This window comes from Solibacillus faecavium, from assembly GCF_014836905.1.
GTDB lineage: Bacteria > Bacillota > Bacilli > Bacillales_A > Planococcaceae > Solibacillus > Solibacillus faecavium.
This window is the reverse complement of sequence record NZ_JACSPZ010000005.1, coordinates 137,884-154,827: the sequence shown is the minus strand read 5'-3', so window position 1 is coordinate 154,827 and position 16,944 is coordinate 137,884. Positions and strand designations below refer to the sequence as shown.

At 36.5% G+C, this 16,944-nt stretch carries 14 protein-coding genes and 1 other annotated feature; of the genes, 9 read left to right on the top strand and 5 right to left on the bottom strand.

Annotation, left to right across the window (positions count from 1 at the left end; genetic code table 11):
* Positions 1-9: 9 nt before the first annotated feature.
* From argJ to H9635_RS12305, 3 genes are read left to right on the top strand one after another with little or no spacing between them, the layout of a single operon-like run.
* Complete coding sequence (argJ, locus tag H9635_RS12315) at positions 10-1,233, top strand: bifunctional ornithine acetyltransferase/N-acetylglutamate synthase (RefSeq protein ID WP_191700601.1); 1,224 nt, start codon at positions 10-12, stop codon at positions 1,231-1,233.
* On the top strand, positions 1,196-1,972 hold the full coding sequence (gene argB, locus H9635_RS12310; RefSeq protein ID WP_191700600.1) for an acetylglutamate kinase: 777 nt from the start codon (positions 1,196-1,198) through the stop codon (positions 1,970-1,972). The genes argJ and argB overlap by 38 nt, the downstream gene beginning before the upstream one ends.
* On the top strand, positions 1,969-3,117 hold the full coding sequence (locus tag H9635_RS12305; RefSeq protein ID WP_191700599.1) for an acetylornithine transaminase: 1,149 nt from the start codon (positions 1,969-1,971) through the stop codon (positions 3,115-3,117). The genes argB and H9635_RS12305 overlap by 4 nt, the downstream gene beginning before the upstream one ends.
* Before the next feature lie 266 nt (positions 3,118-3,383).
* On the opposite strand, the gene H9635_RS12300 is transcribed toward H9635_RS12305, so the two are convergent.
* Positions 3,384-6,230 (bottom strand): transglycosylase domain-containing protein, encoded by a 2,847-nt coding sequence (locus H9635_RS12300; RefSeq protein WP_191700598.1) that lies wholly within the window; start codon positions 6,228-6,230, stop codon positions 3,384-3,386.
* A 102-nt stretch (positions 6,231-6,332) separates the two neighbouring features.
* Positions 6,333-6,540 (top strand) — a binding site (T-box leader).
* Between the two features lie 70 nt (positions 6,541-6,610).
* Here H9635_RS12300 and tyrS point away from each other — a divergent pair.
* The 3 genes from tyrS to H9635_RS12285 all read left to right on the top strand — a co-directional run bounded on the left by tyrS (position 6,611) and on the right by H9635_RS12285 (position 9,857).
* The gene (tyrS, locus tag H9635_RS12295; protein ID WP_318245215.1) at positions 6,611-7,882 is read left to right on the top strand and encodes a tyrosine--tRNA ligase; all 1,272 of its coding nucleotides are present in this window, start codon (positions 6,611-6,613) and stop codon (positions 7,880-7,882) included.
* Between the two features lie 102 nt (positions 7,883-7,984).
* Positions 7,985-9,157 (top strand): PstS family phosphate ABC transporter substrate-binding protein, encoded by a 1,173-nt coding sequence (locus tag H9635_RS12290; protein ID WP_191700596.1) that lies wholly within the window; start codon positions 7,985-7,987, stop codon positions 9,155-9,157.
* An 82-nt stretch (positions 9,158-9,239) separates the two neighbouring features.
* Positions 9,240-9,857 carry a YIP1 family protein gene (locus H9635_RS12285; protein WP_191700595.1) on the top strand — a complete coding sequence of 206 codons (618 nt, stop codon included), beginning with the start codon at positions 9,240-9,242 and terminating at the stop codon, positions 9,855-9,857.
* Between the two features lie 59 nt (positions 9,858-9,916).
* Here the strand turns inward: H9635_RS12285 and H9635_RS12280 are convergent, their stop codons facing one another.
* Positions 9,917-10,084, bottom strand: coding sequence for a uroporphyrinogen-III decarboxylase (locus H9635_RS12280; protein WP_318245214.1), 168 nt, complete (start codon positions 10,082-10,084; stop codon positions 9,917-9,919).
* A 249-nt stretch (positions 10,085-10,333) separates the two neighbouring features.
* On the opposite strand from H9635_RS12280, the gene H9635_RS12275 reads away from it, so the two are divergent.
* Positions 10,334-10,528: a hypothetical protein gene (locus H9635_RS12275; RefSeq protein WP_191700594.1), complete on the top strand. Its 195-nt coding sequence runs from the start codon at positions 10,334-10,336 to the stop codon at positions 10,526-10,528.
* Between the two features lie 149 nt (positions 10,529-10,677).
* On the opposite strand, the gene rpsD is transcribed toward H9635_RS12275, so the two are convergent.
* Positions 10,678-11,280 carry a 30S ribosomal protein S4 gene (gene rpsD, locus H9635_RS12270; protein WP_191700593.1) on the bottom strand — a complete coding sequence of 201 codons (603 nt, stop codon included), beginning with the start codon at positions 11,278-11,280 and terminating at the stop codon, positions 10,678-10,680.
* A gap of 542 nt (positions 11,281-11,822) precedes the next feature.
* Between rpsD and H9635_RS12265 the strand changes: the two genes are divergently transcribed.
* Complete coding sequence (locus H9635_RS12265) at positions 11,823-13,679, top strand: sensor domain-containing diguanylate cyclase (protein ID WP_191700592.1); 1,857 nt, start codon at positions 11,823-11,825, stop codon at positions 13,677-13,679.
* A gap of 43 nt (positions 13,680-13,722) precedes the next feature.
* Here the strand turns inward: H9635_RS12265 and H9635_RS12260 are convergent, their stop codons facing one another.
* Both H9635_RS12260 and hisJ read right to left on the bottom strand, forming a co-directional pair.
* Complete coding sequence (locus H9635_RS12260; RefSeq protein WP_191700591.1) at positions 13,723-14,202, bottom strand: GAF domain-containing protein; 480 nt, start codon at positions 14,200-14,202, stop codon at positions 13,723-13,725.
* Positions 14,203-14,214: 12 nt separating this feature from the next.
* Entirely contained in the window at positions 14,215-15,018 is an 804-nt protein-coding gene (gene hisJ, locus H9635_RS12255; protein WP_191700590.1) for a histidinol-phosphatase HisJ, read from the bottom strand.
* Between the two features lie 140 nt (positions 15,019-15,158).
* Here hisJ and ezrA point away from each other — a divergent pair, with 140 nt between their 5' ends.
* Positions 15,159-16,862, top strand: coding sequence for a septation ring formation regulator EzrA (gene ezrA, locus H9635_RS12250; RefSeq protein WP_191700589.1), 1,704 nt, complete (start codon positions 15,159-15,161; stop codon positions 16,860-16,862).
* The last annotated feature ends 82 nt before the right edge of the window (positions 16,863-16,944 follow it).

Sequence of the window (16,944 nt, the reverse complement as noted above, 5' to 3'; positions counted from 1 at the left end):
GAACATCAAATGGCTTCAACAATTGAAATGAAAAAACTATCTAGCAAAAATATCGTATCACCAAAAGGCTTTACTGCAGCAGGTGTTCATTGCGGTATTAAACATAAGAAAAAAGATTTAGCGATTTTAGTCAGTGATGTACCAGCAAGTGTAGCGGGCGTATTTACAACAAATGCTGTTCAAGCGGCACCCCTTAAAGTAACAAAGGAAGTTGTATATGGAACGAAAAAAATGCAGGCAATGATTGTAAATTCAGGGAATGCTAATGCATGCACAGGTAAACAAGGGATAGCAGATGCATACGAAATGCAAAGACTTGCTGCACTAAAGCTCGGCATTTCTGAAGGTTTAGTTGGGGTAGCATCTACAGGTGTTATTGGGGAAATTATGAAAATGGAACCTATTAAAAAAGGGATGGAAATGTTATTACCGGATTCCAAACTTGAAAATGGAATTGATTTTTCACAAGCAATCCTGACAACAGATACAGTAATGAAAAATACAACATACGCTACAATTATAGACGGTAAAGAAGTAATCGTATCGGGAACAGCAAAAGGTTCAGGTATGATCGAACCGAATATGGCGACTATGTTAGGCTTTATTACGACAGATGCAAATATTGAATCGGATGAATTGCAAAAAGCGTTATCTAATGTAACGGATTGTACATTCAACTCAATTACAGTAGATGGAGATACATCAACAAATGATACGGTAGTAGTAATGGCAAATGGTTTAGCTGGTAATGAACCATTATCGCCTGCACATCCGGATTGGGAGAATTTTTATACAGCATTACGATTAGTGTCCGAAGACTTAGCAAAATCGATTGCACGTGATGGAGAAGGCGCAACAAAACTCATTGAAGTTGAGGTCGATGGTGCAATTTCTGATGAAGAGGCAAGAAAAATTGCAAAAACAGTTGTCGGTTCCCCTCTTGTAAAAACAGCAGTTTTCGGATGTGATGCAAACTGGGGTCGTATTATCGCAGCAGTTGGTTATTCTGGAGCCGTTGTTGATCCAGATAAAATTACAATTAAAATTGGCGGGGCAACAATGGTCGAAAATGGAGAACCTATTAATTTTTCAGAAGAAGCGCTAATAGAAATTTTAAAACAACATGAAGTTAAAATCTTTGTGTCTTTAGAAGTGGGAGACGGACACGGCTTTGCTTGGGGGTGTGATTTAACTTATGACTACGTTCAAATCAACGCATCATACCGTTCGTAAAATGGTCATCAAGCTAGGTGGCAGTACATTAGAAGGTCTTAACGAGGCCTTCTTTCGTAATTTCAAAGCCCTTCAAGATCAGGGGATTCAACTCATCATTACTCATGGGGGAGGACCTGCCATTAATCGTGAATTAGCCGCTGCTAACATTCAATCTCAAACTGTAAACGGCTTACGGGTAACGAATGAAGAAATGATTGAAATTGTTCAATCAACTTTAATCGGTAAAGTTAATCCTGCATTAGTTCATGAACTCAATGCTGCAGGAATTGACTCTGTAGGATTAAATGGTTTTGATCAAACTTTGTTGGAAAGTGAATATTTAGATTATGAAACTTATAAATATGTAGGTAAGGTAAAAAGTGTTAATGTAAACTTATTAAATACATTAACTGAAAGTGGTATTGTCCCTGTAATTGCATGCATTGGCGCAACAAAGGATGGGCATGCACTTAATATTAATGGAGATACAGTGGCAAGTGAAATTGCATTGGCAGTAGGTGCAGACCGTTTACTCCTCGTTACAGATGTTGCAGGTATTCGGATTAAAGATGAATTTCAAACAGAAGCCACACCAAATTTAATTAAGCAATGGATTGATGAAGGAGATATATACGGCGGTATGATACCGAAAGTACAAGGGGCTTTAAATTGTTTAGAGTCGGGAATACCATCTGTCCAAATTGTCAATGAAACATTAACCGGTACAACTATTTTAAGTGAGGAGCTAGTAAAATGAGTGCATTATTTCAAAATTACGCAAGAAGACCTTTCGCTATTGTTGAAGGGAAAGGAACTGAAGTATTCGATACTACAGGAAAACGCTATTTAGATTTTACAAGTGGAATAGCTGTCTGTAGCTTAGGTCATGCCAATCCTGCAATTGTAGAGGCAATTCAGCAGCAAAGTGAAAAACTATGGCATATTAGTAACTTATTTGAAAGCCCAGGTCAAGAGAAGCTGGCGGCATCCTTAGTGAAAGATTTACATCTATCCTATGCTTTTTTCTGTAATAGTGGAGCAGAGGCAAATGAGGCTGCAATTAAATTGGCTCGAAAGCATACAGGGAAGCATAAAATAATCGTTTTCGAACAAAGCTTTCATGGACGTACATTCGGTGCAATGAGTGCGACTGGTCAAGATAAAGTACGTAACGGCTTCGGACCTTTAGTGAGTGAATTTATTACATTACCGTTCAATGATGTAGAGGCATTAAAAGCTGCAGCAGACTCTGAAACAGCAGCAATAATGCTGGAGATGATTCAAGGTGAAGGCGGGGTGAATTCTGTATCTGATGAATTTGCGCAAGCTATTCACGACATTCAGCAATCAACAGATATTTTAGTAATCGCCGATGAAGTACAAACGGGAATTGGGCGTACAGGTACCCGTTTTGCATTTGAGCAAACTGTTATTAAGCCTAATATTGTATCAATGGCGAAAGGTCTAGGAGGAGGTTTTCCAATTGGAGGCATTCTCGGTACAGAGGAACTATTTAATACGTTTAACGCAGGTACACATGGCACGACATTCGGTGGAAATCCACTAGCGGTGTCCGTAGCACAAACGGTTATTGATCATATATTTAATGATGAATTTTTACAATCTGTAAAACAAAAATCAAGCTATTTTGTAAATAAACTTAAAGAAGCATTTCCGAACTATACTGTTCAAGGGAAAGGTTTAATGCTTGGATTAGGATTAGGTGGAGAAGACGTAGCACCATATGTAGCTGCTTTAGATAAAGCTGGATTGTTAACTGTAGCGGCAGGTCCGAAAGTAATACGCTTATTGCCACCATTAACAGTAAGTGAGCAGGAAATTGATGAAGCTGTAGACATTCTAAAAGGTGTATTACAAACAGATAAAATTACAACTCTATAAATAATTTAAAAGAGTTTGGGACAAAACGAAAAATATCCATTTTCCTTAAGGGAAAATGGATATTTTTCTGTTTCTACCAGAATTGATTTCCGTTGCGGGGACGCTTTCCCGGGGCGTGGCCTGAGCCTGTAGTCTCAGGCGTCACGCTCATCCCCCATGAGTCGCCCCTTCACTCCAATCAATTCATAAAGTATCGGTTTCTTAATAAGGAATTTTCTCTTATACAAAGAAATTCTACTTATGTCTCAGCCACTGTTTTTTATAAATTAGTCAATAGTTGTTTCGGGATCGATTTCTATATCGTCTAAATCTTCTTCTATGATCTCTCCTGGTACAGTATTCTCTTCATCTTCGGGTTCAGGTGGCGCAATATAAACTTCCCCAACTTCATTCGAATAACCCGACTCCAGGCCAGTAATATCAACAGCAACAACGACATACCTAACGCCTTCTGACACAGACATTTGGAACCCTTCGTAAGACTTTAATGATCTTACAAGTGATGTGCCTTCATTTGTAATACTGTATACACGGTAGCCAACCACATCATTGGATGCTGAAGCCGTCCATGATAATGAGCCATTTGCCAATGTTGCAAATACAGCTTCAGGTGGAGCACCATCCGCTTCGAACTGGGCACCTGATACAACACCATTACCAGTACTAAATGGCAATAGCTTTGATGCATCCCCGCCGAGCCTACCTAGCATACGGTCAATAAAGGCCTGATTCAATCCGAATCCACTCATTTGGACAAACTCAGTAGGTGTACTTGGTAGTGCCGCATAAGTACTGCCGTTAATTACTACAGAAGTAGATGAAACGAAACTATCATCTGGCTGTGTAGGTAAAAATACATTTTTGTTAAATAAATCGGAAACGACTAAACCAGCATTTGAACAAGATGTGGAAGCAGCTAATCCGGATATTCCACAGAACGACTGCGTAACAACACCTTCTGGCTTTTTGAATGTTTCCTTCGTACCGATTAATTCTGGATCGATATCATAAAGCGTATTTAAATAACTTGCCCATAATCGGTTGACACGATTACTAGGGTGCTGATAACGATTATTAAATGCATAAAGAGTACGAGGCTGGTCATAACCTAACCAGACACCGACTGAGATATTCGGGTTATAGCCTACTAGCCAAACGTCTTTATGATCCTGTGTTGTACCTGTTTTAGCAGCAAAGTCTGAAGAGAACTTTAACTGACTTTTCGCTAAAGTTGCGGTACCGCCTTGTTGAAGTACATCACGTAACATATCTGTCATCATATAGGCAGTTTCCGGACTGAATACCTCCACCGGCTCAACTTTATGTTCATAAACAACATTACCATCTAAATCCTCGATACGCTCAATCATATAGGCATCTATGAATTTTCCTTCATTTGCAAATGTAGTATAAGCATTTGTATTTTCCTCGACTGTTGCCCCATGCGTGATACCGCCAATGGCTGTAGATAAATGCACATAATCTCCTTCAGTTAACTTAGAAAAGCCCATTTTATCTAAATACGTAGCAGGACGACGATCTAAAATTGAGTCATACAAACGTAACAAGGCCAAGTTTTGAGAAGAAGCTACTGCCTGACGTGCAGGAATAATGCCTAATTCCTGTGTAGGAATATAGTTTACAGGTTCGTAATTATCATAATCACGTTTAAATTTAACATCTACTACCGGGCTACCCGCCCCGATTACACCATATTCCAGTGCCGGTGCATAAGCAAGTAATGGTTTCATCGTTGATCCATTTGATCGATAAGCTTGTGTAGCATGATTTAACTGTTCTAACTGGTGGTCACGTCCACCGACGAAGCTTAAAATACGACCTGTTTTATTATCGATAATGATACTTCCTGTTTGAACAGGCACATCCACTTCGATTTCTTCACCTGTTTCTGGATCTTTTTCTTTTTTCTTATATGTTTGACCATACAGTGTAAATTCTTCTGTTACATTTCGCATAGCATCGTACATATCTTTATTGATTGTCGAATAAATACGATATCCTCCAGAACGAATTGTACGGTCTGCTAAAATAGAGTATTTTTCGTTTAAGTTCTTTTCTTCTTTTAAACGGTCTGGGTCAATTCCGTCTTCTTCAGCAAGGATTTTTGCGAAAATTTCTTTTGATCGCATTTCAAGCTCAGCTGTTAGCCAAGGATATTTGTCCTCTGGTCGTTCTTCATAACCCTTCAAATCTTTTGTAATATCATAGCCTATTGCTTCGTTGTACTCTTTTTCCGAAATATAGCCTACTTCCTGCATACGATATAATACCGTTTTCATACGGTCGATACCAGGTTTCATTCCTTCAGCACTCTTTTGTTCACCCTTATTTGTGAATGGTGTGTATTTAAAAGGCGCTTGAGGTATTCCGGCAATATAGGCTGCCTGTGGTAAATTTAGCTTAGAAGCTGGAATACCAAATATACCTTGGGCTGCTGTTTCAATTCCGGCAATATTACGACCGGAAGAATTACGGCCATATGGGATAATGTTAAGGTATGCTTCTAAAATCTCTTCTTTACTCATAAATTTCTCGAGACGGAAAGCGAGTAAGATTTCTTTAGCTTTACGCTCATACGAAACTTCATTTGTAAGTATTTGGTTTTTTATTAACTGCTGTGTTAAAGTAGAGCCACCAGTTTGTGTAGAGGAGTTCGATACATCTTGCAGTAACCCACGTAAAACTGCTTTTGGTACAATTCCTTCATGCTCGCGGAAATATTCATCTTCCGTAGCAAGTACCGCATTTATAACTATTGGAGATATATTAGCAAGCGATGTCTCACGTCGGTCTAAATCTGTTCGAATTTTTCCTATGTAAATATCGTTTGCAAAGTAAAGTTCACTTGTTTCTTCATAACTGAATATTTGCTCGCGCATCTCTTCTTTTGATCGCAAAGGTTCATCCTTTGTTAATGATGCGAAGTAACCTGCACCTACACCCCCAACAAATAACAGTGTAGTAGCAACAAAAATTACTGCTAATAAAGTTAAATTCCAAAAGACACCACCAGTAATTCGTACATAGCGCATCTGTTTTGAAGAAACAAGGGATTCGATTTTTTTATTAAATTTATCAAGCCATTCTTTCACAACATCGCCCTCCTAAAATCTTGTTTATTATAGCATATTTGATATATAAACGAATATATTTATTGACAACATCTATTTTCTAGGTAGAATAGAAAATATAAATTTCAGGCAAAGAAGAGTTTGCAGTAATAAATGTGCTCCCTGATTAGAGAGCTGGCGGTTGGTGAAAGCCAGAGAAAGCGCATTTATGAATTACGTACTTGGAGCTTGAACGGATCGTCACGTTATAGACGCTTAAAGTGGAAGAAAAGTTTTTTGTTTCTTCAAGCTGGGTGGTACCGCGTTAAATGAGAAATTTGACGTCCCTGCATGCATTGGCGTGTAGGGACGTTTTTTGTTTCCTTACATAGCGAATACAACACATGTAAAAGGAGAGAAAAATGATGAACGAATTACTGCAAGATTTAGAATGGCGTGGTTTGTTATACCAACAAACAGATGCTGAAGGTATGGAAAAGCTTTTAAACGAGGAAAAGGTTTCATTATATGTAGGTGTCGATCCAACAGCAGATTCCATGCATATCGGTCATATCGTACCATTACTTACATTACGCCGTTTCCAAAAAGCGGGCCATACACCGATTTTATTAGTTGGGGGAGCTACAGGTACTGTAGGAGATCCGTCAGGACGTTCTGAAGAGCGCCAACTACAGACGATGGAGCAAATCGACAAAAACGTTCAAGGTCTAAAAAAACAAATGGAACGTTTATTCGACTTCTCATCAGATGCAGCAAACGGTGCTGTATTAGTAAATAATAATGATTGGGTTGGCCCAATGTCATTGATCGATTTTTTACGTGATTACGGGAAATTAATTAATGTAAACTACATTTTAAATAAAGACACAGTAGCTTCACGCTTAGATTCAGGTATTTCATTCACTGAATTTGCTTACACATTAATTCAAGGAATCGACTTCAACCATTTATACGATCATCATAATGTTCGTATTCAAGTAGGTGGCTCGGATCAGTGGGGCAATATTACAACGGGATTGGAAATGATTCGTAAGACACACGACGAAAATGCAAAAGCATTCGGTATTACGATTCCTCTTGTAACAAAAGCAGATGGTACAAAATTCGGTAAAACAGCAGGTGGCGCAGTATGGCTGGATGCTGAGAAAACATCACCATATGAGTTCTACCAGTTCTGGATCAACACTGCAGATGCAGACGTTGTAAAATACCTTAAAATATTTACCTTCTTAACACGTGAAGATATTGAAGCGCTGGCAATAAGTGTGGAAGAAGAGCCGCATTTACGTAAAGCACAAAAAGCTTTAGCTGAAGAGATGACACGCCTTATCCACGGTGAAGCTGGTCTAGAGGCAGCGGAGCGTATTACAAAGGCATTATTCTCAGGGGATTTAAAAGCTTTATCAGTAGATGAAATGAAAGTGGCATTTGCTGGCGTTCCATCTGTAGAGGTAGCGAAAGAAGACAAAAACATTGTTGAATTAATCGTAGAAGCCGGCATTTCATCTTCAAAACGTCAAGCACGTGAAGATGTAACGAACGGTGCAATTAGTGTGAACGGTGAAAAAGTTACAGAGCTAGAATATGTGATTGATGGCAAAGACCGATTAGAAGATGCATTCGCGATTATCCGTCGAGGAAAGAAAAAATATCACATGGTGAAATTTGTATAACTAAATGATTTTGAAACGTCTTGGAAATAAAGTTTTCCAAGGCGTTTTTTAAAGGGATATTAGGAAGTAGAAAGAACGTAATAAGGAGAAGGGAGAGATGACATGGAGAAAAAATCTTATTGGGGACAAATTGGAATGGCCATTTTTGTATTGCTGGGAGCAAGCTTTTTCACGTTTGTTATTGTTTTCACGTTTCTACTGGCGGGCAACATTCATTACATACCGCTAATAATTGCAGTAGCTTCAATTTTATATATAGGTTTTGTCCTTCAAATTTTTGATGTGTTTTATCAAAAGAAAAAACGTGTGAAAGTGTTTTGGGGACTAGCGGGGATTATTATAGCTATTACATGTATTCAACCGATTTATAAGTGGTTGGATAGTAGAGTGCCTACAGTTGATGCAGAGGTTAATATTTATCAATATGAACCGTTTGTAGAAGGTAATCAATTGGTGGAATTGGAACAAACCTCATCCCTGAAATTAGAGGAACCTTTACCGGTCATCGATGGTGCAACGGCATTGTATCCACTCTATGCGGCAATCGCTCAAGAAGTATATCCAAAAAAGCAATATAATCCTTATTCTAGTGAGGTCATGGTTAACCAAACACATGAAGCTTATACTAATTTAATTTTAGGGAGGGCAGACCTAATCTTCGCAGCAGGACCTTCTGAAAATCAAATAAGGCGAGCAGAAGATAAGGGTTTTGAATTGGTATTAACGCCAATTGGAAAAGAGGCATTCGTCTTTTTCGTGAATAGTAAAAATAATATTGATGGTTTATCGTTGGAACAAATTAAAGGAATCTATTCCGGTGAGATTACGAATTGGTCTGAAGTTGGTGGGGATAATGATGAAATTCGTGCATTCCAAAGACCACAAGATAGTGGATCTCAAACTGCTTTGCAACGTCTAATGGGGGATACACCTTTAATGGAGGCGCCAACTGAAGATATCGCGACAGGTATGGGCGGAATAATTAATGAGGTATCCCAATATAAAAATTATAAAAATGCAATTGGTTATACATTCCGCTATTACTCAAATGAAATGGTGCGGAATGAAGAAATAAAACTATTGGAAGTTAATGGGGTATCTCCTACAAAAGAAACAATTCGTTCAAATGCTTATCCAATTGCCTCGGAGTTTTATATTGTGACGGCAGGTGAGCCTACGGGTAATGTAAAACGATTAATCGATTGGGTATTATCAGATGAAGGTCAATCTTTAATAGAAAAAGCGGGTTATGTTTCACTATCTTCAGTAGAATGATATTTAAGGTACAATAATTTTGAATCGCCCACAGTATGTCAGTATAATAGAGTATAGACATATTTTTTAGGGGGATTTTGTTTTGAATGAGCAATTGACACATGCAGTCGATGATCGACATGCGGTATTAAGTATTGCTACCAAACCTCGTGATACCATTCGTTATGTTCTAACACATAAAAAGTTATCTTATTTTATTATCGTAGGTATTATCGGTATGTTTGCAAGCAATTTAATTAGCTTTATCGGCATGGATTTTACAGGAGCATATACTTTAGGTGATATCGTTTATTCGACATTATTATCAAGTTTATTGCTCTACTTTCTTTCTACAGCATTATCAGCGGGTGTTTTGACACTATCAGCAAAAGCATTCGGCGGGATCGGTAAGTTTAAAGAAATGTTCCGCATGATTAGTGTAACGATGATTCCTTATATTTGGATATTACCGATAATATTGTTTTGGATGCAATTTGCGCCACAATCTTTTTTTAATATTACTTATATTGAAACATCATTAAGTGATTTAATCCTACAGTTTGTATGTGGTACGTTTATAATTATTGCCAGTTTATGGACATATGTTATTACAGTAGTTGGTATTTCAGAAGTGCACCGAATCTCAACATGGAAAGCATTTTTCGCTTCCTTTATTGTGATAATTATATTAGTGGTAAGTGCTCGTTATTTACTGTTTTAAATTCAAGACATTCACATTGTATATTTTGTGAATGTCTTTTTATTTTATAAAGTAAAACATTAAGACGGGTTAATAACATCGGGACTATTGCCATTTTGAATATGACTATTCGATCCGGTAATGTCATAAGCAATTAAGGTTACGTCCAACTTTTCTTCCAGTTGTTTGATTGCACTAAGTTTTTCATTATTAAGTTCGGCAAATTTTGCATCTTCCAAAAAAATCACATCCTTTAATAAATTATAAATTAAGTATGAGAGATATTTTAATATTTATCCGTTTGCAGAGATGGGAAATTGGGGTATATAAATAGTAACGCAAGATAAGTTATGTAAAGAAAATTATCCCCACATCAGTTCAAAAATTTGATAATTTTCTGTATAGTTGTATAAAAAAGTAAACTTATCAGATTAATAGCTTGGTCCTTGGGTTTCTTATTTGCGTGGAATTGTAGGTAGAAGTTGGGAGGTGTAACAATGGAATCTTATAATGTTTCTATTTTAATCAATGAATCAGATCAAAAAGTTAAAGACAATATAAAACTTGATTATCAAACATTAGATTTAATAGTCAAATCTAATGGAGTATGGTTTGATGACAAAGGACATTCAGTAGTAAGTGTTCATATAGGTTTAGAAAATGATGCAACAATTTATATTTCTGAAGAATAAAATATATTTCGTTCAGCTACTTATGCATGATCAATTGAGTAATATCTAATACTTCCTATTACAAAGTACAATATAAAAAGCCCTAGAAACATTGATTTAACAACGTTTCTAGGGCTTTTTAAGTTACTCTTTGCAGACTCAACTACTAATTAACGAGAGTAGAACTCGACGATTAATTGTTCGTTGATTTCAGCAGATAATTCAGAGCGCTCTGGCATACGTACGAAAGTACCTACTTTAGAGTCTGCATCGAATGATAAATATTCTGGTACGAAGCTGTTAACTTCTACAGATTCAGCTACTACTGAAAGGTTAGCTGATTTCTCACGTAATGAGATCGTTTGACCTGGTTTTACTGAGAATGATGGGATATCAACGCGTTTACCATCAACTAAGATGTGGCCGTGGTTAACTAATTGACGAGCTGCACGACGAGTGCGAGCTAAACCTAAACGGTATACTAAGTTGTCAAGGCGAGTTTCAAGTAAGATCATGAAGTTTTCACCTTGTACACCTTGTAATTTACCAGCTTTAAGGTAAGTGTTTTTGAATTGACGTTCAGTCATACCATACATATGACGTAATTTTTGTTTTTCAGTTAATTGTAGACCGTACTCTGATTTTTTACCGCGAGAGTTCGGGCCGTGTTGACCTGGTGCGTAAGGGCGTTTTGCGATTTCTTTACCTGTGCCGCTTAATGAAATACCAAGACGACGAGATAGTTTCCAAGATGGACCTGTATAACGAGACATAATTGTGTCTCCTCCTTTAAATTTGGTTTTTGTTGTAAAAGAAAAAACCAGTTGTACCCGACATTAAACGGTATTCTATTTTCATGTATCTTCGCCCATGCAGCCGAGAGGGTTACACAATACACCATTCTAATAAGATAGAAGGAACAAAATACACGATTAAGTTATACAACTACTGCATTCATTTTACACAAAGGCTATTGTATCTTTTTTTTAACAGTACGTCAACAAATAGTAATATTCCCGTGAAGCAGTAAATGTTAAGTGAGAAGTACTAGAAGAATAAAAGAAGTATAAATACGTGAAAAAATATGAATTAGTAGAGAGATTTGCTGAAAAAATTAATATTAGGTAATTATGCGTATAAGGGAAAATGGTAATGAGACAGAAAATAATCGTTTTTCTAATAAAAACGATACTATTAGGGGTGTTTATTAGAAAAATATTACATAAATAAATAGTCAAATAGACACGAAAAGTGTATACTTGAGGATAAGTAATAAGAAACTGACAATGGCAATAGCGAAAGAAAAGGTGATTTAATGGTGGAAAATCAACTAAAGATTGATCAATTTAAATCGAATATCCTGAACCTTTGTATGAATTCAAATATACAACAACATAAACTCCATGACTATTTTCTACTATTGGAAAAGAGCCTGGCAGATTTTTTCGATATGGAAGATTGCTTTTTATTCCATTTGATTGATAACAACCTAAAACCGGTAACCAACCTGAATTTTTATAATATCGATTTTAATTTATTAATCCCTTATTTAAATGGAAATAAAGTTGTAGAATTACCTAAGTTTTTAAAGGAACTTTCGTATTTCAAAAACCATACAAATATAATGCCACTTATGAGAAACAATAAAATGGACGGAATCATTGTTTTTAAATATCAAAAAACAACTCCCCCTTTCGAAATACAATTAACAGAAGATATTATAATTAATATCTCCTCTGTTCATAAATATTTAGTGCAAAATTATGAAGTACATTCAAATGAGCAAAAATACCGTAAACTTTATGGAATGACTGACCTTTTTCACTCCACGATGGATATTGATGTAATTTTGCAAAATGTACTCATTACGATTGAAGATAATTTTTCGGATTTAGAAGTGGAACTGATATTATCAAATGATCAGGATCGTCAAACGAAAATCCAAATAAAGCCTTTTGATTACTTGTCAGAGCGACCTTCAACAATCGAGGCGTTTGTATCTGGAGAGTTAAAAGAGGATATTGCCATGGAATTGGACTGTCGTTTATTAAACGTACCTATTAAAGGTAGGCAAGCAATTTACGGCATATTACAGGTGAAAGCACCTATTAACTATTCCTTTACTAATTCAGAGAAAGATTTCATAAAAATGCTTGCCCAAGCATCAGGGAATGCATTGGAAAATGCCAAACTCTATCACCAATCACATCGACTAATCAGCGATTTGCAGTTAATTAACGAAACTTCTCATCGTTTGAATATGAAGCTGACGATTAACGAAATGCTTTTATTTTTACAAAAACAATTATTAAAGTCATTCCAACCGATGGAAGTCGGGTTTTTATTTAAAGGGAAAGATTATTATGAAATGACGGAAGTCTGTACTCCGTATTTTAATCAAGATGAATCTCTAGCATATATTCATTATGTGGAAAAGCACTTTAAAGTAAAACAGGATCCGTTATTTATCGCTGATTTTAGTCGACTTATTGCGGAGGAAATTGAATATAAATCAGTGATGGCTATTCCAATGATTGTAGAAGAAAAGATTATTGGGTTTAGCATTGTATTGCATCAGGAACCGTATTTCTTCTCCTTTGATAGTTTTAAGTTGATGCAATCGCTTATTCATCATTCTTCTTTAGCTATTTCTAACTCTGTTTTACGGGAGCAATTACAGGAAATGGTGGATCGTGACCATTTAACAAAGCTTTATGCTCGTAGTTACTCTGATACTTATGTAGAAAAATCAATTCAAAAAGATGACTCAGGTATGTTTCTTCTAATTGATATTGATAACTTTAAAAAGGTTAATGATACGTTTGGACATCAGGTTGGGGATAAAGTGCTCGTTCAAATTGCTGTTCAATTAAAAAAGAAAATTGGTTTAAGAGGGATCTGTTCGCGATGGGGCGGTGAAGAGCTCGCAATTTATATTCCAAACATTTTAGAAGATGAGGCATTGAAAGTTTCGAAAGAGCTAGTTGATCTGATACCAAAAGTAACGAAACCTTCAGTCACAATTTCGGCCGGAATGGTTACATGGTATAAAGGGAAGCGACCGGATTTTCAACATATCTTTTTACAGGCGGATACAGCTTTATACAATGCTAAAAGTAACGGGAAAAATCGCGTTTGTGTGTTTGAAAGTTCAATGGAACTAAAATGTTAAAGGGAGAACCTGAAAAGTAATTCAGGTTCTCCCTATTTTCTATTTAAATATGTTTTAAGAGCACACCGACAAATCGCTCTAATCCTTCTTTATCTTCCAATGAAAAACGTGCTTCATTCGGGCTATCAATATCTAAAACGCCAAATACCGTTCCATTTGCAGTTAAAGGAATGACGATTTCCGATTTTGATGCTGCATCACAGGCGATATGTCCAGGGAAAGTATGTACATCATCCACCATAATTGTTTCATTGTTTTTCACGGCAGTTCCACAAACACCACGTCCAACAGGAATACGCACACAAGCAGGTAATCCTTGGAATGGACCAAGAACTAATTCGCCATCCTTCATTAAATAAAAGCCAACCCAATTTATATCTTCTAAAAAGTAATTTAGTAAAGCTGAAGCATTGCTTAAATTAGCAATGAGGTCGTTTTCCCCTTCCAATAATGCGTCAAGATGTTTTGCAAGTTGCTCGTACTGCTCTGTTAGCGTGCCGCTGTAAGTAATATTAGAAAACATATAAACCTCCAATTAAAATTTAATTTTTTGTTGTAAAGCCTCGTGATGCTGATGTAAATCCTGTGCAGTATGTGCATCAGATCCAAAAATAATAGGTATGTTTAATTCTTTTGCGAATTGCACAAATGGTAATGGCGGGTAGGGCTCCTTGCAGAAAGGTTTACTTAAACCGGCACTATTAAAATCAAGTTCATAATGATGCTGCTTCATTAAAGTGAGGATTTCCTTAATTCGCAAGGAGTCGTCGATTTGTTCTGAATGCGCAAGCTGAAATTTATGAATTAATGTTGGATGACCTATTCGCGTTGGCTTGTAAGGGCCAAGGTCTGCCAAAATCGATTTTTTAACCGTTTCGTAATAGAGTTCGTACATAGGGGCGATTCCGCCTACCTTATTAGCAAATTGTAAATAGACTTTGTCGGAAAAGTCAATGCATACATACTCATCTGCTGCCTGTAAAAAGTGAACTGATAAAATGGCATCATCGAGGAAAGGACCAAACTCATTTAGTAAGTGACGAGTTTGACTCTCGAATCCAATAATATAATCAACTTCTAAACCGATATTAATTATAATTTTTGACTGATAATGTTCTTTTAGTCTTTTCAGTTGATGAATATAGTCTTTCAAATATGCTTTATCCATGCCACTATCCTTGTCGGGTGTTGGATCGATAAAGCCATCAGGTAAAGGTGCATGTTCTGTAAAAGATATTTCTTTGAATCCATTTTCAATCGCTTTATCGATATATTTCTCGAATGAATCTGTGGAGCCATGTGGGCAAAAAGGGGTATGTATATGACCATCGCGCATCAATTTATGCGACCTCCTTCAAAAATATGGGATTTGCAGTAAAAAAACCTGTAAATAGTTCAACAAATAGTATAAAACATGTTATTATTATAAAGACATATATAAGTAATTTATTGATTTTAATTGGGATTAGGGGGCTTACAATGATAAATTATATCATCATTGTTGTCGTCATACTATTAGCATTATTGATTGTAGGGTTGGTAGTACGACGCAAGCATAATGCAGAAATAGGACGATTAGATAAAGAAAAGTTACAAATCCAACACTATCCAATTTTTGAAGAGCTAGCTAAAGTAAAAGCGCTAAACATGAATGGTCAAACAGAAGAGCTATTTGAAAACTGGCGAAATCGATGGTTAGATGTTGTGGATAAACAAATTCCGAAAATTGACGAATTGTTATTTGATGCGGAAGAATTTATTGATCGTTTTAAATTCAAAAAAGCTACGCATGCAGAACGAGAAATTGACCAGGAGCTTACAAAGTGTGAGCAAGTTCGTGTGCAAATTATTACAGAGCTTGACGAATTAATCGGCAGTGAAGAAAAAAACCGTATCGAAATTGAACAATTGAAAGAGTATTACCGCTCAGCACGTAAAACGATTTTGGCACATCAACATTCATTTGGTCCCGCTTTAGAGGAATTGGAAAAGAAGCTAGAGCAGTTTGTACCAAAGTTTGAAGAGTTTGATGAGTTAACAAAAGATGGTAACTACCTACAGGCCCGTGAAATTGTACTCCAGCTAAATGATGAAGCTCAAACGATCTTTAACCTTCTAAACGAAGTACCAACACTACTTACAGAAATACAGACAAAAATTCCGACAGCGATTCATGAGTTGCGAAATGGTCAGCGTGAAATGGAAGAGCAAAACTATTATTTGCGTCATTTAGAGCTGACAGAATACTTGGATGGGCTTGAAAACGAATTAGACGTATTGAAGGATGCAATTGCCGAGTTAAACTTACAGACTGTATTGCCTCGCATTCAAACGATTAATGATGAGATTGATCATTTCTATAATTTACTGGAAAAAGAAGTAATGGCAAGAAAATATGTCGAACGCAATTGTTCAGGTATGTATAGTACGATTAATGAAGTGATGCGATTAACAAAAGATATTAGTGATGAAGTGGCCTATATTCAGCATAGCTATCGATTGCAGGATAAAGAGGCGGAAATTCCAAAAGTCGGTTTAAAGCATTTGGAAGTTTTACAAAGACGCTATGAATTATTGTCTACACGTGTACAGGAAGAAAAGTCCGCATATTCAAGCCTTCAGGAAGAATTGAAGGAAATTACGGATGAAATTGAGCGTATTGCAGAAGAACAAGAGAGCTTTTCAAATAAATTAAAGAATTTACGGATTGACGAGAATAAGGCAAGGGCAGAATTAGAAACTTTAAAGCGTCTGCTACAAAACACAGAACGCTTACTAGGACGTGCCAATATTCCTGGGATACCAGAGGAAATGGACGCGCGATTGGAAGAAGCGGCAGAACGTATTTTTGTGGTGGTTCAAAGTTTACAGGAAGTACCACTAAATATTGTACAAGTAAACCAACATTTACTAAGTGCAAAGCAATCCATTGAAGAAACACATGAAAAAGCACAGGAAATGATTGAGAATGTTTTAATAATCGAACGTCTCATTCAGTTTGGTAATAGATATCGCGCCAATAATCGTCAAGTGCATGAAAGCTTACTTGAAGCAGAGGACGCATTTAAAAAGTTCCGCTACATAAAGGCATTGGAAGACGCAGCAAGGGCAGTTGAAATTGTTGATCCAAATGCTATTAATCGTATTGAAGAGCTTGTACAAGAACAACTGATTTCAAAATGATAAGCATAACGGTTACATGTTGAACGATTTAGCGTTATAATAAATAAGCAAATTAAAGAGGTTGTGGTAATGGTTTAATAGA